The following is a 26972-nucleotide window of genomic DNA, read 5'->3' on the forward strand; positions in this document are numbered from 1 at the left end:
CTTCCGTTGGTGATCAAGAGGCTCCATGCTGCGGACTTCGCTGGTCGCGGTGGCGAGCGGTAGGGAGTGACGGTGTGAAGAGGCGAAGTATGGCCTCCCTGCCCTCAAGGGGTTCATTGAGTTCTTTGCCTACTCGGTGAGGGTTCTCCAGCAGCGGGCCGATGATGAACTCCACGGCGCCACTTGCTCCATCGGGTGGCAACTTGTCCGAGATCGCCCGCTTGGCTGCCGCGCCCACGACAGGGACGAAGGGCTCGCGACGCGAGTGGGTCACCGGAGACGGTCGCCCAGGAGATCGCGGATCGCGTCTACTCCTCGAATGCCCTCACCGGCTGGGATCGACCGACGGGATTCGGTGATCGCCTGGACGGCCTCGTTGTCGGAGAGCACCTCTATGGTCTCCTTAAGCCTGTCCACGAGGGCGATCTGGTCGGCCGGAACCACGGCCGCGACCCGCTTGCCCCGGCCTGTGATGGCGATGACCTGCCCGCCCGCGGCGGAAGCGACGGTCTCCTCCCATCGCTCGGGATGGGCGTGTAGTTCCTCGATGGGAACCTCGTGCGCCGCTTCACTCACGAATCAAGCGTACGTCGTCGAGAAGCCCTGGTCAGTGGACTGACGGCTCTGGCTCGCGACGATGTCCAACTCTGTGCGACCGCCGACACGGCGTCGGGATTCGTCTCGGCCTGAGCTGACGAACCGGGCCGTTCCGGATCCCGCCAAGGCTCCGGAACGGCCTCGACTCCTGTTCCGAGAGCGAGAGGCGCGGCAGGCTCAGCGCTCTCCGAAGACCGCTCGGCCGAGGGGTGGGACGGCTCCGCAGGTGCGGAAGAACCATCGGGTCGCCGACCGCTTCAGAGGGCTGCGGATGATCGCGGCGTTGGTGTTCCGGACGACGTCGCGGACGGTGCGGAACCCGTGGCGCAGCATGTCCGCCTCGTAGGCGTGCAACGCCTGTGGCAACGGCTCCTCGCCGCGGTCGGCCGCGGTGAGCGCGGAGCAGAGTCGGTGCGCGTCGCGCAGCGCCGTGTTGCCGCCGAGTCCGCCGACCGGGGGCATGTGGTGGACGGCGTCCCCGAGTCCGGTGACGTTGCCCGCCTTCCACGGTCGGAGTGGTTCGGCGGCGGTGAACTCGGTCCTGTAGAGGGTGTCCGGTGTTGATTCGGTGAGTAACCGGCGCAGGTCGGGATGCCACCTGGCGGTCCGTTCGGCCAGCATCCGCCGCACCGCGGCCGGGTCGGCCTGGGCTTTGGTGGTGAAGTCGCCCGGAAGGGAGTCACGGTGCGCGATGAACGCCCACAACACGTAGTCGTCGTCATGCGAGTTCGCCAGCAGTCGCTCCGGCTCCAGTCCGAGCGCACGTAACCGGTCACCGAGCCTGGCGGTGATCGCCGCCGGGTCTTCGCGTCTGCGGAAGATCGCGGTGAACAGGAAGTCCTGCTGTGGCCAGAAGACGTTCATGCCGGCGAGCAGCCGCTCCGGCAGCCATCGTCGGTTCTCCTCGGTGAGGAAGAGTTTGCCGGCGACGGCCGTCGCCGGCAGTGTGGTCCGGCGGGCCGAGGGATGGAGTTGCGCCCACACCCGGGAGTTGGCGCCATCGGCCGCGACGAGCACGTCGGCGGTCGCGGTGGTGCCGTCGGCGAACTTGGCCGTGACCGTCCCGTCGTCCACCCGGGTGAAACCGGTGAACTCCTTGCCGAAGCGGACGACGTCCCCCAGGCCGGCCAGCAGCAGCTTGCGCAGTGTGACGCGGCTGACCGCGTGCCGGCCGGTCGCAGGGTCCAGCGGGTCCGGGACACGGCCGTCCTGGCCGATGCGGACGAGCGGTCGCATCCGCTCGTCGAGGAAGCTGATCCCGGGCCCAGGGTCGCCCGCGCTGGCCACCAGCACCTCCCATAGCGCGGGCGGTAGGCAGGCGTGCAGGGCGAGACTCCCGGCCGGCTCGATGTTGAGCCGGAAGCCCTGGAGCCGGGAGTCGGGAGTGAGATCCCGTTCGTACACGGTGACGTTAACGCCGGCCTGCCTCAGGCCATGCGCCAAGCAGAGCCCGCCGACGCCGCCGCCGATGACGGCGACCTGTAAACGCCCAGGTGACATTGGTTTCCGCTTTCTGGTAGAGGGCGCCTCTTCGCGGTGCCCGTGCTGTCAGGCCGGCTCGGCCGTGTCCGCGAGTTCCGCGAGCAGGCGGTCGTGCCAGGTCAGCTCCGTCTCCAGCCGCATCAGGGTGTAGTCGAAGGCGATGGCCTCCAGCCTGGTCAGGTACGGCTGGGCTTCGACGCGCAAGGTGCGCCAGAAGTGGAGTTGCGTGGCGTAGGCATCGCGGCGCTGCTGGATGGCCGTGTGCAGTTCGCCGGGGCCGATCGCGCCGCCGTGGAGGAGCACCACCTGTATCGGATCCGGCCGGAGCCTGGTGTCGGCGAGGATGGATCTGATCAGCGAGACCAACTCGGTGCGGCCTTTGTCGGTGATGCCGTACACGGTGCGGGCAGGGAGGTTGCCTTCCTGTTCGGTGCGGACCACCTCGACGCTGCCTTCGTCCGCCATCCGGCGCAGCGCGCCGTACAACGATCCGGGCTTGATGTCCGCCCACAGCTCCACCCGGTCCATCTGCGCGGCGGCCCGGATCTTGTGCCCGTGCATGGGGCCGCCGTCGGCCAGGGCGCCGAGAATGAATAGGCGTGTTGCTCGCATATGAGTACTCAAACACGAGCACCATCCCATGGTCAAGAGAGAGTACTCAAATGTGAGTGGTCGGAGTGACTGTGAGGCTAGGGGTGCCTACGCTGAGCCGCATGCGATGACTCTCGCGCTGACGACTGGGCGGTGAGTGATCGAACTCATGTTCGTGACGTGGAAGAACCTGTCCAGCGGGCGGATTAGAGTCGTGCCATGCCGTCGCTCGAATCGAAATGGGAGACTCAGGCATTGGTCCGGGCCGCCCAGCTCGGCGATCGCGCAAGCTTCGCCGAGTTGTTCGAGCAGCTCTATGCCGGGATGCTGGCCGTCGCCTATCGGATCCTCGGCTACGGGCCCGACGCCGAGGACGCCTGCCAGGACGCGGCGATCACGGCGTTCGGCCGGATCGGCGAACTGCGCGACCTCGCCGCGGTGCGACCCTGGCTGCACGCGATCGTCCGCAACAACTGCCGCACGATGCTGAGTACACGAAGGCCCATCCCGGTCGATGTGGCCGGAATGGATCTCCTCGCCCCGGAGCTGGACGACCCGGCCGCGTACGTCGAGCGCAGTGCCCAGCGCGACTGGATCTGGCACGGCCTCCAGCAGCTCTCGCCGGCCGCGCGGACCGTCGCGCTGCTGCGCTACTTCACGGTTCAGAACTCCTACGAGCAGATCGCGATGTTGTGCGGGATCCCGGTCGGCACCGTGCGCAGCCGGTTGAGCGAAGCGCGGCGGCAGCTCGCCGTCGTCCTGCCCCGGGTGCGGGATGAGCGGCACGACAGCGCCGCGACCCTGGTCGCCGAACGCCGCGATGAGGCGACGACGATCCTGTCCGCGATCGTGAACGGCGTGCCGCTTGGTCAGGTGAGCGGACGCTGGGCCGACGATGTGACCATCTGGTGGCCCAGCGGCGCGCGGCTGACCGGACTGGCGTCGCTGTTCGCCGTGATGCGACGCGACTACGACGCGGGCGTGCTCGCCCGGCTGACCGGACTGGTCGCCGGGCGTGGCATCACCGTGTGGGAGAACGTCTTCGTCAACCCGCCGGAAGACCCCGACCACTGCCCGCCCGGCGGTACCTTCCTGCTGCGGGAGAACAAGGGGCTGGTGAGCGAGGTGCGCCTGCTCCACGCGCCGCGCCCGGCCTGTCCGGAAATCGGTGGTCCGCCGGATCGAACTTTCGCCCGCCGCCCCAAGTCCTGAGGGTATGACGACACTTTCCATCCATGATCTGGAACCGCAGCTCGCCGCCAACCGGCGGTTCTGGTGCGGCTGGGCCGGTGACCGGCCCGACACCGATCTGACCCTCTACCGCACCGACGTCGATCACGTGCTCTTCAATGGAGTGCTGCGAGTATGCGACCAACCGCTCGACCAGGCGGTCGAGAAGGCGAAGAAGCACCTGGCCGGCACCCGGTGGAGCTGGTGGGTGAGCGCGGACAGCGACGAGGGCACCGCCGACGGCCTGGCCGCTCGCGGCGGCGAGCTGATCAGCGACATGCCGGTCATGGCGATCGACGTGACGACCGTTCGCGACGCCCGGATGCCGGAGGGGCTGACCATCCGGCCCGCGGCCGGCGACTCCGAGGTGCACGATTACGTGTACGCCTACGCCGGCCCCCTCGGCCTCGAGGGTGACCTCGACCTGGTGGTCGACCGGGAACTGAGGTTCAGCTACCCGAACGTCATCCGCCTCGCCGGCATCGTCGACGGCGAGACCGTCGGCACCTGCACCGTCTCGCTCGGAACCACCGACGTGGGCGCCCTGTACTGCATCGCCACCGACCCGGCGTACCGCCGGCGTGGGATCGCGACCGCACTGACCCGGGAGGCGCTCCGGATCGTCCGCGAGTCGGGCCGGCGCGTCGCGACTCTCCAGGCGAGCAGCGAAGGGGAACCGGTGTACCGGAACATCGGCTTCGAGACGGTGACGCGCTACCGCCTGTTCACCTTCTCCGAGTGAGCACCCGCACACGCTCGACGACGGCCCCGCGACCTCCGGCGGCTACTCGGCGTAGGGCTGGTCCTTTCCCTGGGCGCTGTATCCGAGGCTCCAGATGTAGCCGTCCGGGTCGGCGAAGGTGCCGCCGTAGCCGCCCCACGGCAGAGCGCCGGCGGGCTTGAGGATCGTGGCGCCGGCCTTCTCGGCCTCGGCGAGGATCTCGTCGACCCGCGCCTCACTGCGGACGACGTAGGTGAGGACGAGCCCGCTGAAGCCGCTGCCTTCCGGGCTCGTTCCCACCTGACCGGCCAGGCCCTCGCGGCCGTAGAAGCCGACGGGCGAGGCTCCGTCCGACTCGAAGAACACCGAGATGCCGTAGTCGTTCTGGATCTTCCAGCCGAGCCCTTCGGTGTAGAAGCGCTTGGCCCGGTCCATGTCGCGGACAGCGAGAAGGATCGAGCTGACGTGTGCTTTCATGCCTTGTCTCCTTGGTGCATAAGGGATCGTGCACATGCAGCTCAGGCTACGAAGGCCCCCTGATCCGGCGCTTCTCCATTCCTGACCGGTTCGGTCATCTCGCAGCGCTGTGGCGTCATCGCGGTGGCTTGTTGAGATGATTCGATCGTGGATGTGAGGACGCGGGCGGACGGGGTGCCGGCCGGGGGAGTGGTGGCAGGCCGAGAGTCGGGTCGGTCCACGGGATGGGCCATGCGGCCTGCGGAGCCGGGGGATGTCGAGGTGATCGCGGAGCTGCGGGCCATGGTGATGCGTCCTGATCTGGAGCGGCTGGGCCGGTTCGACGAGCACCGGGTGCGGCAGCGGCTGCGGGATGCCTTCACCCCGCAGTACACCTCGGTCATCTCGGCCGACGGCCTTTTCGCGGGGTGTGTCACATTGCGACCGGCCGAGGACGGATGGTGGCTGGAGCACTTCTATCTCGCGCCGCACCTCCAGGGCAGGGGGCTCGGTTCGGCCGTCCTGCGCGGCCTGTTGAGCCGCACCGACGCCGACGGCGTGCCCGTCCGTCTGCAGGTTCTGCAGGGCAGCGCCGCCCGCCGGCTGTACGAGCGCCACGGGTTCACCGTGGAGACGCAGGACCCTATCGACGTCTACATGGTCCGGTCACCGGGAGCGGACGCCGCCGTCTGAAGCGCTGGGCATGCCGACATGGGTCGGTCGAATCGCTGAACGGCGGGAAAGGATGGCTTCGAGGAGGGGGAGGGCCTGGTTGGTTCGGCGGGCGCGGATGAGCAGGTCCCAGAGGGGTTCGAACTTCTTCCAGCCCGCGGCGTAGGCCAGGTGCCTGGCCTGGCCGCGGAGGGTCGGCTTGACGCTCGCGCCCTGCCAGATCGATTTCCACCGGTAGAAGTCGCGGTACGCCCGCCAGTAGCCCTCCTCCAGTTCGGCGGGGGTCATCCGGGCCGGCTGGAAGACGGTGTGCCGGGTGTCGTAGCGATCCCAGTCGCTGTGCAGCAGGCGTCCCTGGGCGGCCATCCGCTCGTACAGGCGGGTGCCGGGGTAGGGGGTCATGACGTGGAAGGTCGCGGTCTCCACGCCCTGGCCGACGGCCCATTCGACGGTGCGCTCGAACACCGAGGCGTCATCGGAGTCCATGCCTGAACATGAAACTGGCGTTCACCATGACCCCGAGGTCGCACAGGTCGTGCTCGTCGTCGGTGCGGACCTTCTCCACATGCTCGTCGACGAGGGTGACCTCGTCCTCGTCGTCGAGGTCCCCAGCCAGCGTGGCCAGGCCGAGCGGGGGGAACAGCGAGTATTCGACCGGGCGGAATAGCGGACTGGTCGCCTCCGTGAGCGCAGGGAGGATCATCTTCACGCGCATGCAGCCAAGCATGAACGGACGGCATGGCGACCGGGTGGGGCCTTTGTCGAGATCCTGTGGAGATCTGCGTCCGGCCTGATCGGTTCATGGCGGCCTTCGCCCCGCCGTCTCCCGTAGGCCTTCGGTCAAGCGCCTTCTGTGGGTTGTGGCTCCGCCGCACGGTCGGGGCCGGGGCCGTACACGGGGTGGAGGTCCGGGCGTTTGGCGGTGCGGCCGTCGCCCGAGGAGCGGCCGCGCAGGCGGCGGACCAGCCACGGGCCGAGGAAGCCGGCGGCCCAGGTCAGTTCGGTGTGGGCGCGGCGCCAGGCCGGCGGGAGAGGCAACGGGGGGAGCGGGGCGGTCCAGGAGGAGTCGCTGCCGGGGAGGGCCAGCGCCTCGGCGACCGCCGCCGCGATGAGCGCGTGCCCCAGCGGGCCGGCGTGCAGACGGTCGGGGCTCCACAGCCGGGGGTCGGTGGTCACCGGGTGGGGGAAGGTGTCCACCACCAGGGCGCCGTGGCGGCGGGCCGCGTCGCGGACGCGCTGGTTGAAGTCCACGACCCGGGGCCGCAGGTGCCGGGTCAGCGGAGAGATCGCGGCGACGTCGGGGAAGGTGAAGGTGACCACGCGGGCGCCGGAGGCGGTGAAGGCGGCCAGCATCGCCTCCACGTCGGCGGCGACGGCGGAGGCGTCGCACCCGGGCCGCACCAGGTCGTTCATCCCGGCCATGACGGTCACCAGGTCGGGTTCCAGCGCGAGGGCGGCGCCGGTCTGCTCGGCGCGGATCCGCGCGGCGAGCCGGCCGCGGACCGCCAGGTTGGCGTAGCGGAACTCCGGCTCCTGCGCGGCCAGCAGTTCGGCCAGCCGGTCGGCCCAGCCGCGGTAGCCGGTTTGCTCGTCGCCGTCGTTGAGGCCCTCGGTCTGGCTGTCGCCGACCGCGACGTATCTCAGGTACCTCATCAGTCCACTTTCATCGTCAGAAACGGAACGCGGGTGGGATGCCGGGGAAAGGCGGGTCAGGTGGCGGGGGCCGAGCGCCGCTCCAGCACGGCCATGGCCCACCGGCACCACTGCGCGTTCTCGCGCTCGAAGGCGAGGCCGCGCGTCAGCGTCAGGTAGGGGCCGATGCGCTCGGCGTGGGCGAGGAACTCCTCCTCCTCGCGGCCGTCGAGCAGCCGGGCGCGGAGCCGTTCGAATCGGGCGATCTTGGCCTCGGCCCAGGCCATGCGCTCTTCGATGGCGGCGCGCACGGCGCCGGTCTCGCCGGCGTCCACGGCCTGCACCTTGACCATCAGCTCGTCGCGGATCGCGCCGGGGCGCGGCGGCGCGGCGGTGAACTCGCGCAGCACCCGGCGCCCGGTCTCGGTGAGGGAGAACAGCCGCTTGTTGGGGCGGCGTTCCTGCTGGACGACGCGTGCTCGCACCAGGCCCTCGACCTGCATCCTGTCCAGTTCGCGGTACAGCTGCTGTGGGGTGGCCATCCAGAAGTTGGCCACCGACGCGTCGAACCCCTTGGCCAGGTCGTACCCGGACGCTTCGCCTTCGAGAAGCGCGGCCATCACCGCGTGGCGCAACGACATGGCATCACGATAACGCGCAGTTGATTACTTGTCTCGTTTCATAGTCAATTAATTGTGTATATGGGTGCACGTGGCGGTCGAAGTCGATCAACAGCCGAGGGTGGGAGCGCCGCAGGCGACCGGCGTGCGCGTCTGGTGACGTTCCGGTCGCACCATGCCATGACGAAAAGTGTCGGGGCCGTCGATTAGTGTCGGCGGGTGGCCGCCAAGGGGGAACGGACGGTGCCGGTGGAACTGCTGCCCCGGCTGCGGCTGGCGCGCGACCACATCGACCGTCACTACCAGTCCAAGCTCGACCTCGACCGGCTCGCGGCCGTCGCCGGCATCTCCAAGTTCTACTTCGTCCGCTGCTTCGAGTCGGCCTACGGTGAGACGCCCAACCGTTACGTCCTGCGCCGCCGGCTGGAGCGGGCGCAAGATCTGCTGCGCTTCGCCAACCTCACGGTGACCGAGATCTGCATGGCCGTGGGCTTCACCAGCCTCGGCTCGTTCTCTTCCAAGTTCACCCAGGTGGTCGGCGAGAGCCCGAGCGCCTACCGCGACCGGTGGGCCGCCCACGGGGCCCCGACGGTCCCTGGGTGCTACCTGTTCATGTCCGGAGCGCTCGATCCGGCCGGCACCGTGGCCCCGCGCGAGCAAGATCACGACTTGTGCAATATTGGAGAAGTCCCTGGTAAGGGGCAGGGAGTAACTTTCTCGGCATGATTACGAACGTCAATCTCGTCACCGTCTACTGCCTCGACCAGGACCAGGCCCGCGACTTCTACGTGGACGTCCTCGGCTTCGCCGCCAATGCCGACGTCACCATGGGGGACGACTTCCGCTGGGTCACCGTCATCCACCCCGACCACCCCGAACTGCAGGTCACGCTCATGAAGCCCGGCCCCCCGCTCGACACCGAGGCCGCCGACTTCGTCCGCCGCCAGCTCGAGAAGGGGCAGATGGGCGGCCTCGGCCTGCGGGTCGACGACTGCCGCAAGACCTTCGAGGAGCTCACCGCCAAGGGCGTGACCTTCCTCCAGGAGCCGTCCGAGCGCCCGTACGGCGTGGAGGCCGTCATGCGCGACAACTCCGGCAACTGGCTGGTGCTCGTCGAGCCGAAGGAGTACGCGCAGAACACCGGCGGCTGAGCCGGGCAGGGGGTCATCATGGCTCGGTGACCACTCCCGAGAGCACCGCCGGGAAGGCCGAGGCGCCTTCCGCCGACGTCGGCACGCCGTTCGGTCTGTTCGACGGCTTCGAGGCCTACCGCACTCCGACCGAGCAGGATCATCGCGACCTGCTCACGACCGGCTTGGTGGTGCCGGACACCAATGTCCTGCTCAACTTGTACCGGTACAACGACCGCACCCGGCACGACCTGCTGGACGTGCTGCGCGGCCTGGGGAAGACCCTGTGGGTGCCCCGGCAGGTCGTGGTGGAGTTCTGGCGCAACCGCGAGGCCGTGCTGGCGGACCCGCGCGAGTCCGCCAAGACCACGGAGGACCTGGAGCAGAGGCGGGAGGGCGCTCTTCGCGTCCTGCGCGGCTGGGCCGGGCGGGTCGATCTGCCGCACGAGCGCTGCGCGGAACTCATCGACGGGCTCTCGCGGGCGTTCGGCACGGTGATCGCCGCGGTGGGAGAACTGGACGACGCCGAGGCGGCCGCGTTCGTCGGCAACACCAGTGTCGACTGGGTGCTCAGCGCTCTGGAGGAGATCCTGCGCGGCCGGGTGGGCGCCCCGTTGGGCGAGGATGAGCAGGCCGAGGCGCTGGCCGAGGCCCGGCGGCGCGGGCAGGCGAGGATCCCGCCGGGGTACATGGACGCGGCCAAGGACCCTGAGGCGGCGGCCGGTGACTACCTGATCTGGGTCCAGACGCTCCGCGAGGCGCGACGCCGGCGCGTGGACGTGCTTCTGGTCACCGGCGACCTGAAAGAGGACTGGTGGCGGCGGGAGGGCGGCGAGCCGCGGGGTCCCCGGTACGAACTCGCCGAGGAGATGGCGGCCGTCGCCGGTGTCGGGCTGTTCATGCTGAGGCCGGACGATCTGCTGAGGCGGGCCCGGTCGATCCTGCGCGTCGCGGTGCGGGAGGAGTCGGTCGAGAACGTCGAGAGGGTCGGCCGTTCGCTCGCCGAGGCGGCGGACGAGGACCGGTACCCGGGCGCGGACGTCCCTGCGCCTCCGCTCCCTCTGACAGGCGGGCTGGACGACCAGGCGGACCTGGTCGACTGACGGCGGTCCGTCGCCTCCCGGGGGGACCTCCGGGAGGCGACGGCCGGGCCGGGCCCGGTCAGACGGTGGCGCAGGGGACGCCGTTGACCAGGAATCGCGTGGGGACCGGAGGGTGTCCGTTGTGGGCGGCGTTGAAGCCCATCAGCACCGAGCCGCCCGGTGGTATGACCTTGTTCCACGGCAGGTTCGTCGCGGTGATCCGGGAGCCGGTCTGGGCCCAGATCGCCGAATGGGCCGTGGTCAGGGTCAGGTCCGGCGCCGCGTACTCGATGGTCAGCGTCCAGCCGTCGATCGGCGTGGCGCCCGTGTTCTTGATCGACAGCCAGGCGCTGAGCCCGGTGTTCCACACGGTGGCCGCGTAGGTCACGGCGCACGACAGACTAGGCGTCGGCGTCGGCGTCGGGGTGGGCGTCGGTGTGGGGGTGGGCTTCGGGGTGGGCGTGGGCGTGGGGGTCGGGGCTGGGAGGCCCGGACGGGCGGTGGCCACGATCGGGACCGAAGGCGCGCTGAGGTTGCCCGCCGCGTCCCGGGCGACCACCACATAGGTGTAGCGCGTCCCGGTCACCAGGCCGCCCTCGGTGAAGATCAGGTAGGACGAGGGGTTGACCGTCCCGGCCTTGACGTACCCGGTCGCGGTCTCGCGGTACACGTCGTAGGCGGTGACCGCGACGTTGTCGGTCGAGGGGTCGAAGCAGAACGCCACGCCGGGGAAGTCGGCCAGGCACCCTTCTCGCAGCCCGGTCGGCCGGGACGGCGGCACGACGTCGCCGGTGGGCGTCGGGCTCGGCGAGGGCCCCGGGCTGGGCGTCATGCCGGTGCTCGCCCCGACGGTGATCAGACTGGAGGGCGGGCTGATGTTGCCCGCCGCGTCCTTGGCCACGACGTACAGGGTGTACGCGCGGCCGAGGACCCCGGAGAACCCGCCCACCGTGCCGGTCGTGCTGCTCGCCCGCACGAAGCCGCCGGTCTCCAGCCGGTAGATGTCGTAGCCGGTGACTCCCTGGTCGTCGGTCGAGGCGGTCCAGCACACCGCGACGTACCCGGTGGTGGCGCTCGGCACGGGGCAGTTGACCAGCCCGGTCGGCCGGGACGGCGGCGTGGTGTCGGCCGCGCGTGCCGTGAGGGCGCCGGCCGCCCTCTCGGCGGAGGTGGCGGCCGCGTGTTCGGCGGACGTCGTGGTGAAGGCGGCGGCCTGTACCGCAGGGGTGGCCGCCAGGACGGCGGTGAGGAATGCGGCGGCGAGGGCGGCGCACAAGGGCGGTGTGCGGAATCTCATCGTTCCCCTGTCGGTCAAGGACGGCCCGTGGGTGTCAGCACCGAGCGTGAGGCGGCTTCGGCGGGACGTAAAGGGCCGGACCGGCCGCGGCGGCGGACGCGCTGGTCGCGGGTGAACGGTTCACCGGTACGGCCCTGCTAGGAGAGCGGTTTCACCGGTGTGGCCGTGCGCGGGGAAGGGGTGGTCGAGTGGGCGCGGGCGAGGGCGAGGAGGGTGTCGACGGGCCACTGGTCGTAGGCGTGGTCGCCGTACTTGACGGCCAGGACGCGGCCCTCGCCGTCGATCAGGAGGTCGGCGGGCAGGCCCAGGTTTCCACCGGACGGGACGAGGGAGGGAGCGGGGCGGCGCCGGAGCAGGACGGGGCCGAGGTCGCGCACCACCCCCCGGATGATCGCCCACAGGGCGCGGGGGTGCAGGAGCGAACGCGGCGCGGCCTCGACGCCGAACTCGGCGTAGAGCCGCTTTCCCGGGTCGGGGACGACGGCGAAGGGGAGGTCGGCCACGTGCGGGCGGAGGTCCTCGGCGGAGGAGTGGAACACGACGACCTCGCGGATCCCCGCGGCGAGGATCTCGTCGTGCCGTGCGACCACCGAGCGCAGATGGAGATTGCACACCGGGCAGCCGGCGAAGCGGCGGAACTGCAGGTGGGTGAGCCGTCCGGCGTCCGGGACGGCGACCGGTCCGCCGGTGACCGTGGCCAGGCGGCGCCCGGTGATCGACATGCCGGGCGTGACGCGCCGGGGGTTCGCGGGTCGGGACATGGTGCACCTTCTCAGAAGCGGGATGCGGGCCCGGGGGCCCTTGAGGTGGCCGAGTAGCCGTTGGGGGGCGAGGCGAGCGCCGAGGGGAAGACCGGGGATCGTAGGAGTGCGGTGTACGCCTACGACGCTATGAGCGTATGTTGTACGCTGTCAAGCCGTGCCCCGACCTCGTTCGCTGACCCAGGACGACCTGGCCGCCGCCGCGCTGGCGGTGATCGACCGGGACGGCCTCGCGGCGCTCTCCATGCGCGCGGTCGCCGTGCGGCTCGGCATGGGCACGATGTCGCTGTACCGCTACGTCGCCGACCGCGAGCAGTTGGAGGGGCTGGTGGTCGAGCTCGTGCTGTCCGGCGTGGACGTCCGGCCGCCGCACGGCTCGTGGACGCGGCAGCTGACCGCCCTGGTGGAACGGGTGCGCGCGGCCGTCCGCGCCCACCCCGAGGTCGTGCCGCTGACGCTGACCCACCGCCACACCTCCCTCGCCGTGCTGCGCTGGTCGGAGGCGGTGCTCGCCGTGCTCGCCGGCGCCGGGTTCACCGGCCGCCACCGCGTCGTCGCCCTGCGCGCCCTGCTCGGCTACGTGATCGGCTCCATCCAGATGGAGCACCTCGGGCCGCTGTCCGGCGCCGGCACCGCGCGGATGGCCGAGTTGCCGCGCGAGGAGTTCCCCCTGCTGGCGGAGACGGCCGTCGAGGGGCGCCGCGTCCCGGTCGCCGAGGAGTTCGGCGAGGGGCTGGCGGTCATGCTGGCCGGCCTGCGCGCGCTGGCGCGCGGGGCGGAGTGAGCCGGCGGGATCGGCCACCGGGCACCCAGCCGCCGTTCTGAGTGCTCGCCCCTGTGGGACGGCCGCGTCCCGGAGACCGGCACCCACGAGGAACCGCCGCTCAGGAGAGGCGCGTACTCTGGTCCGCAGGCCGCCCAGCAGGGCTGATGTGCGTGCCGGGCGGTAAATCGATTGCCCGTCGCGCGCGGGCCCGGTTACCGTCGAAAGTCGCTTCCAACCCGATCGGACCATGGTCATGCTCTGGCGCGCCCTTGCCCGCCGCTTTCCGGTGTTCGAGATCCGCGACTTCCGGCTGCTGCTCGCCGATCGCTTCCTCGCGCCGGCCGCCGTCGCGTTCTCGCTGGTCGGCGTCTCGTTCGCCGTACTCGACCTCACCGGGTCCACCGCCGACCTGGCGTACGTGCTCGCGGCCCAGATCGCGCCGTCGCTGGTCTTCACGCTGATCAGCGGGGTGATCGCCGACCGCGTCCCGCCACAGCGGGTCATCGTCGCGGCCAATGTCATGATCGCGGTGGCCGAAGGGCTGCTCGGCATCCTGGTGCTCACCGGCCAGGTCCGGCTCTGGCACATGATCGTGCTGGAGTCCCTGACCGGCGTGGGGATGGCCGTGTTCTACCCCGCCTCGCAGGCCCTGCTGCCCAAGATCGTGCCCGATGGGGTTCTCCAGCAGGCGAACGCCGTGAGCAGGCTGGCGATGAACTTCGCCCAGATGGGCGGCGCGGCGGTCGCGGGCGTGGTCGTCGCGGTCGCCGGGCCCGGGTGGGCGCTCGCCGTCTGCGGCGTCGGGCTGCTCGGGACGATCCCCATGCTGCTGTCCATCCGGGCGACCGGGCGCGGGAGTGCGGGTGGCGGCGGCATGATCGGCGACCTGCGGGACGGCTGGTCGGAGTTCGTCTCCCACACCTGGCTGTGGGCCATCGTGGTGCAGTTCTGCGTCGTCCTCATGGCCTGGTACGGCGGCTTCATGGTGCTCGGCCCCGCCGTGGCCAAGGCCGAGATGGGCGGTCCGGCCGCGTGGGGGCTGATCACCTCGGCCGAGGCGCTCGGCCTGATCCTCGGCGGCGTGGTGTCCCTGCGCTACACCCCGCGGCGTCCCATCCTGGCGGTGGCCCTCATCGGCGCGTCGATAGCCGTCGCCCCGCTGTCGCTGGCCATGCACTGGCCGCTGCCCGTGGTGTGCGTGGCCGCGGGGCTCCTCGGCCTCGGCATGGAGGTCATGATGGTGCAGTGGAGCGTCGCCCTGGCCCGCAGGATCCCCACCGAGCGGCTGGCCCGTGTCTCGGCCTACGACGCGCTGGGCTCGGTCATGGCGATGCCGCTCGGCGCGCTGCTCGCCGGGCCGATCGCCGAGCACATCGGGCTGTCGCCCACGCAGTACGGCGCCGCGGCGCTGATCGTCGTGGCCTCGGCGCTCACCCTGCTCTCGCGCCAGGTGCGCACCATGCGCGCCTCGGAGGGGATCGCGGCGGAGGATCTGGCGGCCGCTCCCGCCTCCACCGCGCCGTGATGGCCGGCCGCTCCCGCCTTCACCACCCCGTGGCGGTCGGCCGTCCTTGCTCCCTCTGACCTGCGGCCACGGCCGCTCGGCGCTTTCCGTGGTGACGCGCGTCTCGAAATCCCTCCTAGCCATCGGGAATCATGTGTTGTCGTATATAGTTAGCGAAGGTAATGACCTATGCTAACGAACACCCCAAAGACGGAGCGCCAGTTGGACCTGCGCAGCGACGCCGGACTGGCGTCCGCGCTACGCGTGTCACTGACGCGGCTGACCAGGCGGCTCCGGCGTCAGGGCGGAGCCCACAAGCTGACCCCCACGCAGGCCGCGACGCTCGCCGCCGTAGAACGGCACTCAGGGATCACCCCTGGCGAATTGGCCGAGCTCGAAAAGATGCAACCCCCTTCGATGACCCGGGTGATCGCCGCGCTGGAGGAGCGGGGCCTGGTCGCCCGGGCTCCGCGGCAGACCGACCGGCGGCAGGTGACCGTCAGCGTGACCGAGGCCGGGCGAGGGCTGCTCAAACAGGAGCGCCGGGGCAAGGAGGCGTGGCTCGCCCAGCGGCTGATGGAGCTGACGCCGGAGGAACGGGCGGCTCTGCGGGCCGCGGCGCCGATCTTGGAGAAGCTCTCGCAGATGTGATCGAACCCAAGGCCGCGGACGACGGGTCCGCCGACCCTCTGGAACCCGGCACGCCGGCCGCGGCGCCCGATCGCCTCGCGGCCGGCCCCCGGGCGAAGGTCGTGCGCCTGTCGCGAGCGGTGCGCCGGTCGACAGCCGGTCGCCGGGCGGAGGCCGTACGCCGCTCGGAGCTCGCCGAGGTCCAGGCCGAGGAGACCCGCGGCGCCGAGACCGTGCCGCGGACCGGCGGCGGCATGTTCCGCTCGCTGCGCAACCACAACTACCGCCTGTTCGTCTCCGGCAGCGTCGTGTCCAACGTCGGCACCTGGATGCAGCGCACCGCCCAGGACTGGCTGGTGCTGGAACTGGCCCACGGCAGTTCGGCCGCGCTCGGCGTGACGACCGCCCTGCAGTTCCTGCCGGTGGTCCTGTTCGGACTGTGGGGCGGCATGCTGGCCGACCGCTACCCCAAGCGCCCGCTGCTCATGGTCGCCCAGTCCCTGCTGGGGATGCTGGCGCTGACGATGGGCGTGCTGACCATCACCGGGCACGCCCAGGTGTGGCACGTGTACGTGATGGCCTTCATGCTCGGCTGCGTCTCGTGCGTCGAGGTCCCGACGCGCCAGTCCTTCGTGGTGGAGATGGTCGGCCGCCAGGACCTGTCCAACGCGATCGCGCTGAACAGCTCCACCTTCAACCTCGCCCGGGTCGTCGGGCCCGCGATCGCCGGCGTGCTGATCTACGCGCTGGGCGGGACGGGGCCGATCTTCCTGGTGAACGCGGCGTCCTTCGCCGCGGTGATCACCGGCCTGGTGATGATGCGCGGCTCGGAGCTGCGCACCCCCGAACCGCTCGCCCGGGCCAAGGGGCAGTTGCGCGAGGGCCTGCTGCACGTCTGGGGCCGGCCGGAGCTGCTGATGCCGATCCTGCTGGTGGCGTTCGTGGCGATGTTCGCGACGAGCTTCTCCATGAGCATCGCGCTGATGTCCAAGCAGGTGTTCGGCCAGGACGCCTCCTCCTTCGGCGTGGCCTCCAGCGTGTTCGCGGTCGGCGCCCTCGGCGGGGCGCTACTCGCCGCCCGGCGGGCCCGGCCGAGCCGCCGCCTGCTGATCGGCGGCGCGGTGTGCTTCGGCGTCGCCCAGATCGCCGCGGGTCTCGCGCCCGCCTACCCGGTGTTCCTGCTCCTGCTCATGCCGGCGGGCATGGCGATGATCACGACGAACACCGCCGCCAACTCCTCGGTCCAGCTCGCGGCCTCACCGGAGATGCGCGGCCGGGTCATGGGAATCTATGTCCTGGTGTTCACCGGTGGCGCCCCCATCGGCGCACCGCTGATCGGCTGGGTCGGCGAGCTCGCCGGGCCCCGCCTCGGAGTGGTGATCTGCGGAGTGATGTGCCTGCTGGGCGTCGGTCTGGCGATGCTGCTCACCCGGTTCGCCGAGGGAAGGACGCGCGATGCGGCTGTTCGTGGCGTTGTCGCCGCCCCCGGAGGCGCTCGCTGAGGTCGCCGCGGCCGTCGAGCCCCACCGGGACGGCTGGCCCGAGCTGCGCTGGGTCGCGCCGGAGCTGTGGCACATCACGATGAGCTTCCTCGGCGAGGTCTCCGGGGAGGTGGTGCCCGAGCTGTCGGCGCGGCTGGCGCGGGCCGCCGGACGCCACCCGGCGATGAGGCTGTCGTTCGGGGCCGCGGGCGCGTTCTCCTCCCCGGCGCGGGCGAAGGTCGTGTGGCTGGGCGTGCACGGCGGTGGTCCCGGCCTGTCGCGCCTGGCCGCCTCGCTGGCCGCCGGCGCCCGGCGCGCCGGGGCCGGGCCGCCCGACGACAAGCCCTTCCGCCCCCATCTCACCCTGGCCCGGGCCCGTCCGCGCACGGGCGCCGACGTCCGTCCGCTGGTCCAGGCGCTCGCCTCCTTCGCCGGGACGCCGTGGCGCGCCGACGCCGTCCATCTCATGCGCAGCCACCAGGGGCCGTCGGTGCGCTACGAGCCCCTCGGGGCCTGGCCACTCACCGGACGCGGCTAGGCTCCAAGGCGTGGACCGTCCCCGTCGCTGGCTGCTGCCCACCGTGCTCGCGCTTCTCGTGGTCATCGTGGTGATCGGCGCGCTGCTGTCCTAGCGGGCACCGGTCCGGGGCCTGCGGTCCTCCGCCTCGGTGGGCGGTACGGCGAGAGTCCTCGGTGGGGGAACGGCGACGGGCCCCCGGCGCGCGGCGCCGGAGGCCCGTGATGGTGAGCGGCGCCGTGGCGCGCTCCCCGATGGTCACCAGGCGTAGGCCTCGGGGGCCGGGCCGCCGGGGCCGGGGAAGATCTCGTCGAGGGTGGCGAGCGCCTTGTCGTCCAGCTCGATCTCCAGCGCCCGCAGGCTGCCGTCGAGCTGCTCGGCCGTCCGCGGGCCGATGATCGGCCCGGTGACGGCCTGCTGCAGCAGCAGCCAGGCCAGCGCCACGTCGGCCGGCTGCTCGCCCAGCTCGTCGCAGAACGCCTCGTACCGCTCGATCTTGTCGCGGTGCTGCTCCAGGGCGGCGGTGACGCGCTCGGAGGCGGAGCGGCCCTTGTCGATCTTGCGCAGGATGCCGCCCAGCAGGCCGCCGGCGAGCGGGCTCCACGGGATCACCCCGAGGCCGTACTGGTCGCAGGCGGGGAGGACCTCCAGCTCGACGGTCCGGGTGAGCAGGTTGTAGTGCGACTGCTCGGAGACCAGACCGGAGAAGTGCCGCTGCTTGGCCGTCTCCTGCGCCTGGGTGATGTGCCACCCGGCGAAGTTGGACGACCCCACGTAGATGATCTTGCCCTGCTGGCGCAGGACCTCCATGGCCTCCCAGATCTCGTCGATCGGGGTGTTCCGGTCGACGTGGTGCATCTGGTACAGGTCGATGTAGTCGGTCTGGAGCCGCTTGAGCGAGGCGTCGCAGGCCCGCCGGATGTTGAGCGCGGACAGCTTGCCGTCGTTGGGCCAGTCGCCCATGTCGCCGTTCAGCTTGGTGGCGATGACGGTCTTCTCACGGCGGCCGCCTCCCTGGGCGAACCACCGTCCGATGATCTGCTCGGTTATGCCCTCGCCCTTCTTCCAGCCGTAGACGTTGGCCGTGTCGAAGAAGTTGATCCCCAGCTCGTGCGCCCTGTCCATGATGGCGAACGAGTCCTCTTCCGAGGTGACCGGCCCGAAGTTCATGGTGCCGAGGCAGAGTCGGCTCACGGACAGTCCGGCGCGTCCAAGGTGTACGTATTCCATATCACTCACCCTAAACACCTGGAGTGCACTCCAGCCCAGCCCCGTGCCCCGTGACGTGCTCGGGCCCGTGCCCTGTGCCCGTGCCCTGTGCCGTGCTCGGGCCCGGACGGTGTCCCGACCAGACCTATCCCAACTCAGTACCGAACCGCGCGGTCGCTGCGGCGCGCCGGTGGGAACCGCGGGGCATGATGTGCCAATGGGGAGCAGCAGACGGGTGGCCGCGGTGGTTCCGGTCCTGGCGGCGTTCGGGATGTCGGTGGCGGGGCCGGTCGCGGCGTCCGCCGCCGCCACCACCGGCACCGCCTCCACCTCCACCGCCACCGCCACCGACACCGCGGAGCACGGCGCCGCGCGGCCGCGTGGCACGGGAGGCACGGGGGGCGACCGGCCGGAGGACGGCAGGCCGCGCCTGCTGTTCCGCTTCAAGGACCCGCGCATCGGCGAGTCCAGCGGCCTCGCGGTCTCCCCGACGCACAAGAACGTGGTCTACACCCACAACGACAGCGGGGCCGGGCCGCAGTTCTACGCCGTCGGGACCGACGGCCGCACGCTGGCGACGTTCACCGTCGCCGGCGCCGCGGCCCGCGACTGGGAGGCCATGGCCGCCTCCGTGGACCCGGCGACCGGGCGCAGCGTGCTGTGGTTCGCCGACATCGGCGACAACCTCAACGGCGGCTGGCCCGACTACTCGATCTACAAGGTCGAGGAGCCCAAGGTGCTGCGGGACGCCACCCTGCCGGCGACCCGCTACCGCTTCCGGTACAAGGACGGCAACCGCAACGCCGAGGGCATCATGGTCCACCCCACCACGGGCCGGCTGTACGTCGTGAGCAAGGAGTTCGCCGGCTCGGTGTACGCCGCGCCGGCCAAGCTGCGCACCGACAGGGTGAACATCCTGCGCCGGGTCGCACCGGCGCCGATCATGGCGACCGACGCCGCCTACGCGCCCGACGGGTCGAGCTTCGTGATCCGCACCTACTTCTCGGCGTCGGTCTACCGCGCGCCCGGCGATCTGATCACCCGTGTCTCCATGCCGTCGTTGCAGCAGGCCGAGTCGATCGCCTACACCAGGGACGGTAAGTCGCTGCTCACCGGCACCGAGGGGGCCGGCAGCCCGGTGTACCAGGTGCCGCTCCCGGCGGCGGCCCTGCCGGGCAGGGCAGCGGGCGGGCCCGCGCGCACGGCGTCGCCCCGGCCGAGCGTCACGCCGTCCGAGGCCGCGACCGCGCCCGACGTCGCCGCCTCCCACGCGGCGGCGAGCGACGGCGACGACGGGGGAGTGCCCACGGAGCTCATCGTCCTGTGGCTCGGCGTCGCCCTGGGCGCCACCGGCATCATCGCGGTCATCGCCCGCCGTGTCGGCTGAACCCCGCCGCGTCGGGCGAACCCGCAACGTCGGCTGAACTCGCAACGTCGGGAGAACTCGCCGCGTCGGGAGAACTCGCCGCGGCCCGCGCGGGCCGCACCCGCCGCGCGGGCCCGTGCCCTGGGGCCGCCCGCCGGGGCCGGTGCACGCGGTCCCGGAGGGCGCCCCCGGCTCTCGCGCCGGGATCAGCCGCTACGCGTCCATGGAGCCGTCGCGGAGCGGCGCCGGCTCACCGCGCCGGGCGCGGGAGGATCGAGTCGGCGCCGATGGGCCCGGGAACGGGGCTGATGGGCTCGGGACGCGACGGGCGCCCGTGGTGAGTGTGCCAGGGCCGGGCGACGGGGGTGCGGTACAGCGGCAGGCCCCAGGCGTCGCACGCCCGGTGCAGGAGCCGGCCCTTCGGGCACGGCGGGCTGCAGGTCACCTCCACCGAGTCCAGGAAGTTGCCCAGATTCGGGGTGCCTTCGGCCGACGACACCGCCTCGACGGAGAACCGCGTGAGCTTCTGGCCCTTGGGGACGCGGTAGATGCCGGTGTGGTGGCCCCACGAGTCGCCGCCGTCGGCGATGTCGGTGCCGGTCTGCCCCAGCGGGATCTGGGCCGTCGTGCCGCCCGGCGTGCCGATCCTGACGCGGATGACGTCCTTCTGGTCGGGACCGGCGCTGCGCGCGCGGTGCGCCAGCCGCCAGACCAGGACGGTCTTCGGGGTGGTGGCGATGTCCTGGTAGAGGCTGGACGCCTGCGCGCCGTTGATCGCGGCGAAACCGGTGCCGGAGTCGGCGGGGACCTCGCTGCCGGTGGCCTGCGCGTTGCCGGGCCCCCAGACCTCGATGACCCGGTCGGTGGAGGTGGTCCGCCAGTTCGGGATGTCGGTTCGCATGTTGCCGGCGCCGCGCAGGCCGGTGGGCTCCTCGAACCCTCCGTTGCTGATCACGCAGGCGGGGGCGGGCGCCGGCGGGGTGGCCGGGAGCGCCGCGGGCGCGGAGGGGGACGACTGCGCCGATGCGGAGGAGATCCCCAGGGCGGGGACGGTGAGGAGCGCCGTGGCGCCGGCAAGGAGGACACGCTGTGGCAGGGACGCCAGAGCATGGGCTGAATTCATGAACTTCCCCTCGATCCGATGACATGCCCCGGGAGGTCGGGGCCGGAGGGCACGCCGGAACATCAGTGCGGATCATGCCGGCGTGCCTGTCGTGGTATGCCCTGCGGAAACACCGAACCGAGGGGAGGGGGAGACTCTTGGGCCGCGGCGCCCCAGGGTTTTACCTGGACGATCTTGTTTGTCCCGAGGTGTCCATGCGGGCGACGAACGGCTCGCCGCGCAGGGCGTGCTCGACCAGCTCGATCGAGGCGGCCAGGCTCACGAGCCGAGGGCCTTCGCGGCGGTAGGCCGCAAGGACGGCCTCGACGGCGTGCGGAGGCAGGTACTCCTTCAGCTCGACCGCCGCGCGCCGGTAGCCGGTGCGCGCGGCCTCCACCGTGGCGTTCACGTGGTGCGATGCCATGCGGGCCAGGGCCACGGGGTGGCGGCGTAGCACGCCGTAGGCCCGGTAGTCCGGGGGGACCGCGTCGAGCAGCCACGCCACGGCCGAGGTCTCCCAGTCGGGGCTTCCCGGCGGGCGGACCTCGGGCGGCCATCCCGGTGGTAGGTACACGCCAGAAAGTGTATCGAATGTCTGTTCGAGAGTCTGCTGGCCGTTATGCCGCTTTTCCTGGACCTTCCCCAACCTTTGCCCGCGTCATGTCCGAGGCCGGCGGCCCCGGCCGGACGCCGGTCGTCTGGCGCGGCCTGCGCGAACAGAGCAAAATATCCGCTTGTGAGCGAGCGAATCGGAATCATCGGTGCGGGCATCCTCGGGCTGGCGGTGGCCCGTGAGCTTGCCGCGCGCGGTGCCACGGTGACGGTCCTGGACAAGGAGGACCGCGTCGCCGCTCACCAGACCGGCCGCAACAGCGGCGTCGTGCACGCCGGCATCTACTACACGCCCGGTTCGCTCAAGGCCAGGCTCTGCCGCGAGGGCGCCGCGCTGCTGCGGGAGTACTGCGCCGAGCACCACATCCCCTACGAGGAGATCGGCAAGCTGGTCATCGCCGCCACCGCGGCCGAGCGCGCGGGCCTGCGGCGCATCGCCGCCCGCGCCAGGGAGAACGGCGTGCCGGACGTCGCCGAACTGGACGCCCTCGGACTGCGCGAGATCGAGCCGCACGCGGTGGGCGTCGGCGCCGTCCACTCCCCGCGCACCGCCATCGTCGACTTCCCCGCCGTCGCCCGGCGCCTGGCCGAGGACGTCGCCGCGAGCGGCGGCAGCGTGCGCCTGGGGCGGCCGGTGCGGGCGCTGCGCGAGACCGCGAGCGGCGTGGAGGTGCTGGCGGGCCGGACGCGGCTGGTCTTCGACCGGTTGATCGCCTGCGCGGGCCTGCAGTCCGACGCCGTCGCCGCGATGGGGGGATACGCCGGAGACGTGCGCATCGTCCCCTTCCGCGGGGAGTACTACAAGCTCGCCGGCGCCGCCAAAGGCCTGGTCCGCGGGCTGGTGTACCCGGTGCCCGACCCGCGCTACCCCTTCCTCGGCGTGCACCTGACCCGCCGCATCGACGGCGAGGTGCTCGTCGGGCCGAACGCCGTGCTCGCGCTCGCCCGCGAAGGCTACTCCTGGCGGCAGGTGTCGCCCGGCGACCTGCGCGACATCCTGACCTGGCCGGGCACCCGGCGGATGGCCGCCCGGCACTGGAGGACCGGCCTGGCCGAGGTCTACGGCTCGCTCGCCAAGCGGGCGTTCCTCACCGCCGCGCGCCGCTACGTGCCCGTCCTCGCGCCGCACGACCTGGTGCGGACCACCGGCGGGGTGCGCGCCCAGGCCGTCGGCCGGGACGGGAGCCTGCTGGACGACTTCGTCGTGGACGTTCACGGCCGAGTGATCCTCGTGCGCAACGCCCCCTCGCCGGCCGCCACGTCCAGCCTGGCCATCGCCCGGCACATCGTTTCTTTCATCTCGGCTTAATCCGGGCAGGCCACTATAGGAAGGTGAGCGAATCGCCTGAAGCCCGCCTGCTGGTCGTCGAGGACGATCCGAACATCCTGGAGCTGCTGTCCGCCAGCCTGCGCTTCGCCGGGTTCTCGGTGACCCCGGCCGGCAACGGCGCCGAGGCGGTGGAGGCGGCGCAGCGCCGCCGGCCGGACCTCATCGTGCTGGACGTCATGCTGCCCGACATGGACGGCTTCGACGTCGTGCGGCGCCTGCGGGGCGGCGGGGCGCACACTCCGGTCGTCTTCCTCACCGCGCGGGACGCCACCGAGGACAAGATCAGGGGGCTCACCCTCGGCGGCGACGACTATGTGACCAAGCCGTTCAGCCTGGAAGAGGTGGTCGCGCGCATCCGGGCGGTGCTGCGCCGCACCGCCGGCGACCCGGCCGCGCCGCCGCCCCGGATGACCTTCGCCGACATCGAGCTGGACGAGGAGAGCCACGAGGTGTGGCGGCGGGGCACGGTCGTCCCGCTCTCGCCCACCGAGTTCAAGCTGCTGCGCTACTTCATGGCCAACGCCGGACGGGTGCTGTCCAAGGCGCAGATCCTCGACCACGTGTGGGACTACGACTTCCGCGGCGACGCCGGCATCGTCGAGTCGTACGTCTCCGTGCTGCGCAGGAAGATCGACAACACCACCCCCCGGCTCATCCACACCCTGCGCGGCGTCGGGTACGTCCTGCGCACCCCGCCCCCATGACCGCGCCCGCCTCCCCTCCGCCCGGCTCCCCTCCGCCCGTCTCCTCACCGCCCTTCTCGCGGGCCGTCCGCGGCGACGGGGCGGTGGCGTCCGCGCTCGCCCGGCGGCGGGCGGTCGTCGCGTCCCTGTTCGCCCGGACCCCGCTGCGCATCAAGCTGATCGCCACCATGCTCGCGCTCGTCGCCATCGCGCTCGCCGGCATCGGCGCGGGCAGCGTGTCGGTCCTGCGCGGCTACCTCGTCGACCGGGTCGACCAGCAGCTCGCCACCTTCGTCCAGGACGTCGCCCACCGCCTGCAACGCGGGCCCGGCCTCGGCAGTCGCGTGCCCCCCGACGGATTGATCCAGCTCCGCGACGGCGAAGGGCGGGTCGTCGCCACCCTCGCCGGACTGGAGGCCGAGCACCGGCCCGGGCCGGTGCTGCCCGACCTCGCCGCCTCGGCGTGGCGCCCGCAGACCGTCCCCGCCGAGTCGGGCGGGGGCGAGTGGCGGCTGCGCGCCGCCTCGGTGGCGGGCGTGGGCAGCGTGGTCGTGGCCATCGACATGTCCTCGGTCGCCCAGATCACCGCCCGCCTCGCGCTCACCGAACTGCTGGGCGGCGGCCTGGTCATGGTCGTCCTGGCCGTCCTCGGCGTGGTCATCGTCCGCAGGAGCCTGCGGCCGCTGGTGGAGATGGAGCACACCGCCGCCGCCATCGCCGCCGGGGACCTCGCCCGCCGCGTCCCCGACCGCGACCCGCGCACCGAGGTGGGCAGCCTGGCCGCCTCACTCAACGGCATGCTCGCCCAGATCGAGGCCGCGTTCCACGCGCGGGAAATCTCCGAGGCGGCGGCCCGCACCTCCGAGGAGCGCATGCGCCGCTTCGTCGCCGACGCCTCGCACGAACTGCGCACGCCGCTCACCTCCATCCGCGGCTTCGCCGAGTTCTACCGGCAGAATCCCGCCGGCGACCCGGCCCGGCTCATGCGCCGGGTGGAGGACGCCGCCGCCCGCATGGGCGTCCTGGTCGAGGACCTGCTGCTGCTCGCGCGCCTCGACCAGCAGCGGCCGCTCACCATGAGCCCGGTCGACCTGCTCGCCCTGGCCGCCGACGCGGTGCAGGAGGCCCGCATCCTCGCCGCCGACCGCGAGCTGGTGCTGGAGGTGGCCGGTGACGTCGCCCCGATCGTCTCCGGCGACGAGGTGCGGTTGCGCCAGATCATCGGGAACCTCGTGGGCAACGCCCTCACCCACACCCCCGCCGGCACGCCGATCACCGTGCGCGCGGGGACGGACGGCGCCGCCGCGTTTCTGGAGGTCGCCGACAAAGGCCCTGGCTTGGCCCCCGAACAGGCCGAACGCGTCTTCGAACGCTTCTACCGCGCCGACCCCGCCAGAACCCGTACCCCCCTCCCACCCGGCCCCCGGGAAGACACGCCCTCCGGCTCACCGGACGGCACCGGGTCTCCGGACGGCACTGGGTCTCCGGATGGCGCCGGGTCTCCGGATGGCGCCGGGTCTCCGGATGGCGCCGGGTCTCCGGGCGGCGCCGGGTCTCCGGGCGGCGAGGGCGCGGCGGGTTCCCGCGCGGCCGCGGCCGGCAGCGGCGCGTCGCACGGTAGTGCGACTGCGGGTGGCAGCGGCCTCGGCCTCGCGATCGTCGCCGGCCTCGTCGCGGCGCACGGCGGCACCGTGGCCCTGCGCACGGCCCCCGGCGCCGGCGCCACCTTCCGCGTGACCCTCCCCCTCGCCCCCGACGTCCTGCCCCCATCCCTGTAGTGCCCCGCGCCGGATGCTTTCCCACCCCTGGCCCCCGACGTCCTGCCCCGTCCCTGTAGTGCCCGCGCCGGACGCTTTCCCACCCCTGGCCATGTGCTGAGGGTGATCGGCGCCGGGTCGGCGGGTCGTGGTACGGCGATGCCGGCGCCGGTTACGGCGCCCGAGCCGGTGAACGTTCCTGGACGGCGCATCAGGGGCTCCCGCGGTCTTCGCGGGGCCGCCGTTCAGGGCGCCGATGGGTGGCGGGCGGGGCGGGTGTCGGCGGGCGTCCGGTTCCGGACCGATCATTGATCGGCGGAGCGATCGTTGTCTACGCTCGCGAAATGAGCATCCCCACCGAACCCATTGGCAGTATTCCCCGGCCCTCCGCCCTGCTGACCGCGATGGCGGACCACGCGGCGGGCCGCTTAGGAGATGACGACCTGGCCGCGGCGCAGGATGCGGCCGTCGCCGACACCCTCGCGAGGCTGGAGAGCATCGGCAGCCCCGTCCTGGTCGACGGCGAGCAGTCCAAGCCGAGTTTCGCCACCTACCCGATCGCCGGGCTGGACGGCCTGGCCGCGGACGGGGCGGTCATCCCGTTCGCCGACGGCCACACCCGGCAGCTTCCCCGCCTGACGACCGGGCCGTTCCGCTACGGCGAGCGCGCCGCGACCTACCTGCGGGCCGCGCGCCGCCACACCGCCCTGCCGGTCAAGCAGGCGGTCATCGCCCCATCGGCGCTCAGCCTGCTCTACCCGGCCGACGGCATCGCCGGCTATCCGCGCAAGGCCTTCGTCGACGACCTGGTCGCCGAGGCCGAGGCCGACATCCGGGGCTGCCTGGACGCCGGAGCGCACGTGGTGCAGCTCGACTTCACCGAAGGGCGGCTGTCGCTCAAGCTGGACCCGAGCGGGGGGCTGCTGGAGCAGTTCGTGGCCCTCAACAACCAGGTGCTCGAGCGCTTCACCGACGACGAGCGCGCCCGCATCGGCGTGCACACCTGTCCCGGAGGCGACCAGGACTCCACCCACAGCGCGGACGTCGACTACGCCGCTCTGCTGCCCACGTTGTTCACCCTGCGGGCCGGCAACTTCTACGTCGAACTCGCCGGCGAGGCCGACCCGGGGCGGGTGCTGGACCTCATCGCCGCGCACCTCCCCGCGCAGGCCCGGATCTTCGTCGGCGTGACCGACCCCATCGACCCGGCCGTCGAGACGCCGGAACAGGTGCGCGACAGGGTGCTGGAGGCCGCGCGGCGGCTGCCCGCCGAACGGCTCGGCACCTGCGACGACTGCGGGTTCGCGCCGTTCGCCGACGACACCTCCACCTCGCGCGACACCGCGTTCGCCAAGATCGCGGCCCGGGTCGAGGGCACCGCCCTGGCAGCGGAGGCCCTGGGCGTCTGAACCACCCGGCCAGGGGCCCGTCGCGATCGCGGCGGGCCCCTGGGCACCGGGTCGGCGGCCTTTCACGGCCAAGCCCGGCGTCGAGCGGGTCAGGGGGGTTGCTGGTGGGCTGTCCGTCGCACGTGCGCCCGGTCGGGCACCGTAGTCGGCGCCGGCATCGCCGTACCACGACCCGCCGAACCGGCGCCGATCACTTCCAGCACACATCGGGGTGGAGAGCCGCGCCTGGTGAACGGGCGCCGATCACTTCCAGCACACATCGGGGTGGAGAGCCGCGCCTGGTGAACGGGCGCCGATCACTTCCGGCACACATCGGGGTGGAGAGCCGCGCCGGG

General features: G+C 72.0%; 29 protein-coding genes. 16 read left to right on the forward strand and 13 right to left on the reverse strand.

Annotated elements, in window-relative coordinates; all coding sequences use genetic code 11:
• Nucleotides 1–270: 270 nt before the first annotated feature.
• From ABZT47_RS22835 to ABZT47_RS22845, 3 genes are all read right to left on the reverse strand, one after another.
• The gene (locus ABZT47_RS22835; RefSeq protein WP_354845425.1) at nt 271–576 is read right to left on the reverse strand and encodes a type II toxin-antitoxin system prevent-host-death family antitoxin; all 306 of its coding nucleotides are present in this window, start codon (nt 574–576) and stop codon (nt 271–273) included.
• A gap of 198 nt (nt 577–774) precedes the next feature.
• Nucleotides 775–2097 (reverse strand): NAD(P)/FAD-dependent oxidoreductase, encoded by a 1323-nt coding sequence (locus ABZT47_RS22840; protein WP_354845427.1) that lies wholly within the window; start codon nt 2095–2097, stop codon nt 775–777.
• A gap of 48 nt (nt 2098–2145) precedes the next feature.
• Nucleotides 2146–2691 (reverse strand): PadR family transcriptional regulator, encoded by a 546-nt coding sequence (locus ABZT47_RS22845; protein WP_354845430.1) that lies wholly within the window; start codon nt 2689–2691, stop codon nt 2146–2148.
• A gap of 198 nt (nt 2692–2889) precedes the next feature.
• Here ABZT47_RS22845 and ABZT47_RS22850 point away from each other — a divergent pair, with 198 nt between their 5' ends.
• Nucleotides 2890–3882, forward strand: a complete 993-nt coding sequence (locus ABZT47_RS22850) for an RNA polymerase sigma factor (RefSeq protein ID WP_354845432.1) — start codon at nt 2890–2892, stop codon at nt 3880–3882.
• Nucleotides 3883–3886: 4 nt separating this feature from the next.
• A complete protein-coding gene (locus ABZT47_RS22855) occupies nt 3887–4642 on the forward strand; it encodes an N-acetyltransferase (RefSeq protein ID WP_354845434.1) in 756 nt (251 codons plus the stop codon).
• Between the two features lie 42 nt (nt 4643–4684).
• On the opposite strand, the gene ABZT47_RS22860 is transcribed toward ABZT47_RS22855, so the two are convergent.
• On the reverse strand, nt 4685–5098 hold the full coding sequence (locus ABZT47_RS22860) for a VOC family protein (RefSeq protein WP_354845437.1): 414 nt from the start codon (nt 5096–5098) through the stop codon (nt 4685–4687).
• A 231-nt stretch (nt 5099–5329) separates the two neighbouring features.
• Between ABZT47_RS22860 and ABZT47_RS22865 the strand changes: the two genes are divergently transcribed.
• Nucleotides 5330–5770 carry a GNAT family N-acetyltransferase gene (locus ABZT47_RS22865; protein WP_354845439.1) on the forward strand — a complete coding sequence of 147 codons (441 nt, stop codon included), beginning with the start codon at nt 5330–5332 and terminating at the stop codon, nt 5768–5770.
• On the opposite strand, the gene ABZT47_RS22870 is transcribed toward ABZT47_RS22865, so the two are convergent.
• The 4 genes from ABZT47_RS22870 to ABZT47_RS22885 form a co-directional block, all read right to left on the reverse strand.
• Nucleotides 5744–6235 carry a hypothetical protein gene (locus ABZT47_RS22870; RefSeq protein WP_354845442.1) on the reverse strand — a complete coding sequence of 164 codons (492 nt, stop codon included), beginning with the start codon at nt 6233–6235 and terminating at the stop codon, nt 5744–5746. The two genes, ABZT47_RS22865 and ABZT47_RS22870, sit on opposite strands and share 27 nt — an antisense overlap.
• Nucleotides 6222–6464, reverse strand: coding sequence for a hypothetical protein (locus ABZT47_RS22875; RefSeq protein ID WP_354845445.1), 243 nt, complete (start codon nt 6462–6464; stop codon nt 6222–6224). The genes ABZT47_RS22870 and ABZT47_RS22875 overlap by 14 nt, the downstream gene beginning before the upstream one ends.
• A gap of 125 nt (nt 6465–6589) precedes the next feature.
• Entirely contained in the window at nt 6590–7402 is an 813-nt protein-coding gene (locus ABZT47_RS22880; protein WP_354845448.1) for an SGNH/GDSL hydrolase family protein, read from the reverse strand.
• A 56-nt stretch (nt 7403–7458) separates the two neighbouring features.
• Entirely contained in the window at nt 7459–8022 is a 564-nt protein-coding gene (locus ABZT47_RS22885; protein WP_354845450.1) for a PadR family transcriptional regulator, read from the reverse strand.
• 198 nt (nt 8023–8220) lie between these two features.
• Here ABZT47_RS22885 and ABZT47_RS22890 point away from each other — a divergent pair, with 198 nt between their 5' ends.
• The 3 genes from ABZT47_RS22890 to ABZT47_RS22900 are packed head-to-tail and all read left to right on the forward strand — an operon-like array spanning nt 8221 to nt 10234.
• Nucleotides 8221–8727 (forward strand): AraC family transcriptional regulator, encoded by a 507-nt coding sequence (locus tag ABZT47_RS22890; RefSeq protein WP_354845452.1) that lies wholly within the window; start codon nt 8221–8223, stop codon nt 8725–8727.
• Entirely contained in the window at nt 8724–9152 is a 429-nt protein-coding gene (locus tag ABZT47_RS22895) for a VOC family protein (protein ID WP_354845454.1), read from the forward strand. Before ABZT47_RS22890 ends, ABZT47_RS22895 begins: the two co-directional genes overlap by 4 nt.
• A gap of 26 nt (nt 9153–9178) precedes the next feature.
• Nucleotides 9179–10234: a PIN-like domain-containing protein gene (locus ABZT47_RS22900; protein WP_354845457.1), complete on the forward strand. Its 1056-nt coding sequence runs from the start codon at nt 9179–9181 to the stop codon at nt 10232–10234.
• Nucleotides 10235–10292: 58 nt separating this feature from the next.
• Here the strand turns inward: ABZT47_RS22900 and ABZT47_RS22905 are convergent, their stop codons facing one another.
• Both ABZT47_RS22905 and ABZT47_RS22910 read right to left on the reverse strand, forming a co-directional pair.
• Nucleotides 10293–11510: a cellulose binding domain-containing protein gene (locus ABZT47_RS22905; RefSeq protein WP_354845460.1), complete on the reverse strand. Its 1218-nt coding sequence runs from the start codon at nt 11508–11510 to the stop codon at nt 10293–10295.
• Between the two features lie 137 nt (nt 11511–11647).
• On the reverse strand, nt 11648–12271 hold the full coding sequence (locus ABZT47_RS22910) for a peroxiredoxin-like family protein (RefSeq protein WP_354845462.1): 624 nt from the start codon (nt 12269–12271) through the stop codon (nt 11648–11650).
• Nucleotides 12272–12428: 157 nt separating this feature from the next.
• On the opposite strand from ABZT47_RS22910, the gene ABZT47_RS22915 reads away from it, so the two are divergent.
• From ABZT47_RS22915 to thpR, 5 genes are all read left to right on the forward strand, one after another.
• On the forward strand, nt 12429–13055 hold the full coding sequence (locus ABZT47_RS22915) for a TetR/AcrR family transcriptional regulator C-terminal domain-containing protein (RefSeq protein WP_354845465.1): 627 nt from the start codon (nt 12429–12431) through the stop codon (nt 13053–13055).
• A 229-nt stretch (nt 13056–13284) separates the two neighbouring features.
• Nucleotides 13285–14562 (forward strand): MFS transporter, encoded by a 1278-nt coding sequence (locus tag ABZT47_RS22920; RefSeq protein ID WP_354845468.1) that lies wholly within the window; start codon nt 13285–13287, stop codon nt 14560–14562.
• A gap of 168 nt (nt 14563–14730) precedes the next feature.
• Nucleotides 14731–15192 (forward strand): MarR family transcriptional regulator, encoded by a 462-nt coding sequence (locus ABZT47_RS22925; RefSeq protein ID WP_354845470.1) that lies wholly within the window; start codon nt 14731–14733, stop codon nt 15190–15192.
• The gene (locus tag ABZT47_RS22930) at nt 15189–16673 is read left to right on the forward strand and encodes an MFS transporter (protein WP_354845473.1); all 1485 of its coding nucleotides are present in this window, start codon (nt 15189–15191) and stop codon (nt 16671–16673) included. Before ABZT47_RS22925 ends, ABZT47_RS22930 begins: the two co-directional genes overlap by 4 nt.
• Nucleotides 16627–17190, forward strand: a complete 564-nt coding sequence (gene thpR / locus ABZT47_RS22935; protein WP_354845475.1) for an RNA 2',3'-cyclic phosphodiesterase — start codon at nt 16627–16629, stop codon at nt 17188–17190. Before ABZT47_RS22930 ends, thpR begins: the two co-directional genes overlap by 47 nt.
• Nucleotides 17191–17427: 237 nt before the next feature.
• Here the strand turns inward: thpR and ABZT47_RS22940 are convergent, their stop codons facing one another.
• Nucleotides 17428–18399: an aldo/keto reductase gene (locus ABZT47_RS22940; protein ID WP_354845478.1), complete on the reverse strand. Its 972-nt coding sequence runs from the start codon at nt 18397–18399 to the stop codon at nt 17428–17430.
• Nucleotides 18400–18595: 196 nt separating this feature from the next.
• Between ABZT47_RS22940 and ABZT47_RS22945 the strand changes: the two genes are divergently transcribed.
• On the forward strand, nt 18596–19765 hold the full coding sequence (locus tag ABZT47_RS22945; protein ID WP_354845480.1) for a hypothetical protein: 1170 nt from the start codon (nt 18596–18598) through the stop codon (nt 19763–19765).
• A gap of 229 nt (nt 19766–19994) precedes the next feature.
• Here ABZT47_RS22945 and ABZT47_RS22950 read toward each other — a convergent pair whose 3' ends face one another.
• Nucleotides 19995–20867: a hypothetical protein gene (locus ABZT47_RS22950; protein ID WP_354845483.1), complete on the reverse strand. Its 873-nt coding sequence runs from the start codon at nt 20865–20867 to the stop codon at nt 19995–19997.
• A gap of 160 nt (nt 20868–21027) precedes the next feature.
• A complete protein-coding gene (locus ABZT47_RS22955) occupies nt 21028–21420 on the reverse strand; it encodes a hypothetical protein (RefSeq protein ID WP_354845485.1) in 393 nt (130 codons plus the stop codon).
• 162 nt (nt 21421–21582) lie between these two features.
• Here ABZT47_RS22955 and lhgO point away from each other — a divergent pair, with 162 nt between their 5' ends.
• From lhgO to ABZT47_RS22975, 4 genes are all read left to right on the forward strand, one after another.
• Nucleotides 21583–22767 carry an L-2-hydroxyglutarate oxidase gene (lhgO, locus tag ABZT47_RS22960; RefSeq protein WP_354845488.1) on the forward strand — a complete coding sequence of 395 codons (1185 nt, stop codon included), beginning with the start codon at nt 21583–21585 and terminating at the stop codon, nt 22765–22767.
• A gap of 23 nt (nt 22768–22790) precedes the next feature.
• Nucleotides 22791–23492, forward strand: coding sequence for a response regulator transcription factor (locus ABZT47_RS22965; RefSeq protein WP_354845490.1), 702 nt, complete (start codon nt 22791–22793; stop codon nt 23490–23492).
• Nucleotides 23489–25249 (forward strand): HAMP domain-containing sensor histidine kinase, encoded by a 1761-nt coding sequence (locus ABZT47_RS22970; protein ID WP_354845492.1) that lies wholly within the window; start codon nt 23489–23491, stop codon nt 25247–25249. The genes ABZT47_RS22965 and ABZT47_RS22970 overlap by 4 nt, the downstream gene beginning before the upstream one ends.
• Before the next feature lie 323 nt (nt 25250–25572).
• Entirely contained in the window at nt 25573–26637 is a 1065-nt protein-coding gene (locus ABZT47_RS22975) for a cobalamin-independent methionine synthase II family protein (RefSeq protein ID WP_354845495.1), read from the forward strand.
• The last annotated feature ends 335 nt before the right edge of the window (nt 26638–26972 follow it).

This window comes from Sphaerisporangium sp. NPDC005289 (genome assembly GCF_040607455.1).
Lineage (GTDB): Bacteria > Actinomycetota > Actinomycetes > Streptosporangiales > Streptosporangiaceae > Sphaerisporangium > Sphaerisporangium rhizosphaerae.

What these genes read in the sequence shown, in the direction of transcription:
- ABZT47_RS22860 (WP_354845437.1), bottom strand. Translation starts at nt 5,098, where the DNA reads ATGAAAGCACACGTCAGCTCGATCCTTCTCGCTGTCCGCGACATGGAC.
- ABZT47_RS22945 (WP_354845480.1), top strand. Translation starts at nt 18,596, where the DNA reads ATGGGGAGCAGCAGACGGGTGGCCGCGGTGGTTCCGGTCCTGGCGGCG.
- ABZT47_RS22885 (WP_354845450.1), bottom strand. Translation starts at nt 8,022, where the DNA reads ATGTCGTTGCGCCACGCGGTGATGGCCGCGCTTCTCGAAGGCGAAGCG.
- ABZT47_RS22970 (WP_354845492.1), top strand. Translation starts at nt 23,489, where the DNA reads ATGACCGCGCCCGCCTCCCCTCCGCCCGGCTCCCCTCCGCCCGTCTCC.
- ABZT47_RS22865 (WP_354845439.1), top strand. Translation starts at nt 5,330, where the DNA reads ATGCGGCCTGCGGAGCCGGGGGATGTCGAGGTGATCGCGGAGCTGCGG.
- ABZT47_RS22925 (WP_354845470.1), top strand. Translation starts at nt 14,731, where the DNA reads ATGCTAACGAACACCCCAAAGACGGAGCGCCAGTTGGACCTGCGCAGC.
- ABZT47_RS22870 (WP_354845442.1), bottom strand. Translation starts at nt 6,235, where the DNA reads ATGGACTCCGATGACGCCTCGGTGTTCGAGCGCACCGTCGAATGGGCC.
- ABZT47_RS22880 (WP_354845448.1), bottom strand. Translation starts at nt 7,402, where the DNA reads ATGAGGTACCTGAGATACGTCGCGGTCGGCGACAGCCAGACCGAGGGC.
- ABZT47_RS22975 (WP_354845495.1), top strand. Translation starts at nt 25,573, where the DNA reads ATGAGCATCCCCACCGAACCCATTGGCAGTATTCCCCGGCCCTCCGCC.
- ABZT47_RS22850 (WP_354845432.1), top strand. Translation starts at nt 2,890, where the DNA reads ATGCCGTCGCTCGAATCGAAATGGGAGACTCAGGCATTGGTCCGGGCC.
- ABZT47_RS22845 (WP_354845430.1), bottom strand. Translation starts at nt 2,691, where the DNA reads ATGCGAGCAACACGCCTATTCATTCTCGGCGCCCTGGCCGACGGCGGC.
- ABZT47_RS22840 (WP_354845427.1), bottom strand. Translation starts at nt 2,097, where the DNA reads ATGTCACCTGGGCGTTTACAGGTCGCCGTCATCGGCGGCGGCGTCGGC.
- ABZT47_RS22875 (WP_354845445.1), bottom strand. Translation starts at nt 6,464, where the DNA reads ATGCGCGTGAAGATGATCCTCCCTGCGCTCACGGAGGCGACCAGTCCG.
- ABZT47_RS22910 (WP_354845462.1), bottom strand. Translation starts at nt 12,271, where the DNA reads ATGTCCCGACCCGCGAACCCCCGGCGCGTCACGCCCGGCATGTCGATC.
- ABZT47_RS22950 (WP_354845483.1), bottom strand. Translation starts at nt 20,867, where the DNA reads ATGAATTCAGCCCATGCTCTGGCGTCCCTGCCACAGCGTGTCCTCCTT.
- ABZT47_RS22905 (WP_354845460.1), bottom strand. Translation starts at nt 11,510, where the DNA reads ATGAGATTCCGCACACCGCCCTTGTGCGCCGCCCTCGCCGCCGCATTC.
- ABZT47_RS22855 (WP_354845434.1), top strand. Translation starts at nt 3,887, where the DNA reads ATGACGACACTTTCCATCCATGATCTGGAACCGCAGCTCGCCGCCAAC.
- ABZT47_RS22940 (WP_354845478.1), bottom strand. Translation starts at nt 18,399, where the DNA reads ATGGAATACGTACACCTTGGACGCGCCGGACTGTCCGTGAGCCGACTC.
- thpR (WP_354845475.1), top strand. Translation starts at nt 16,627, where the DNA reads ATGCGGCTGTTCGTGGCGTTGTCGCCGCCCCCGGAGGCGCTCGCTGAG.
- ABZT47_RS22895 (WP_354845454.1), top strand. Translation starts at nt 8,724, where the DNA reads ATGATTACGAACGTCAATCTCGTCACCGTCTACTGCCTCGACCAGGAC.
- ABZT47_RS22920 (WP_354845468.1), top strand. Translation starts at nt 13,285, where the DNA reads ATGGTCATGCTCTGGCGCGCCCTTGCCCGCCGCTTTCCGGTGTTCGAG.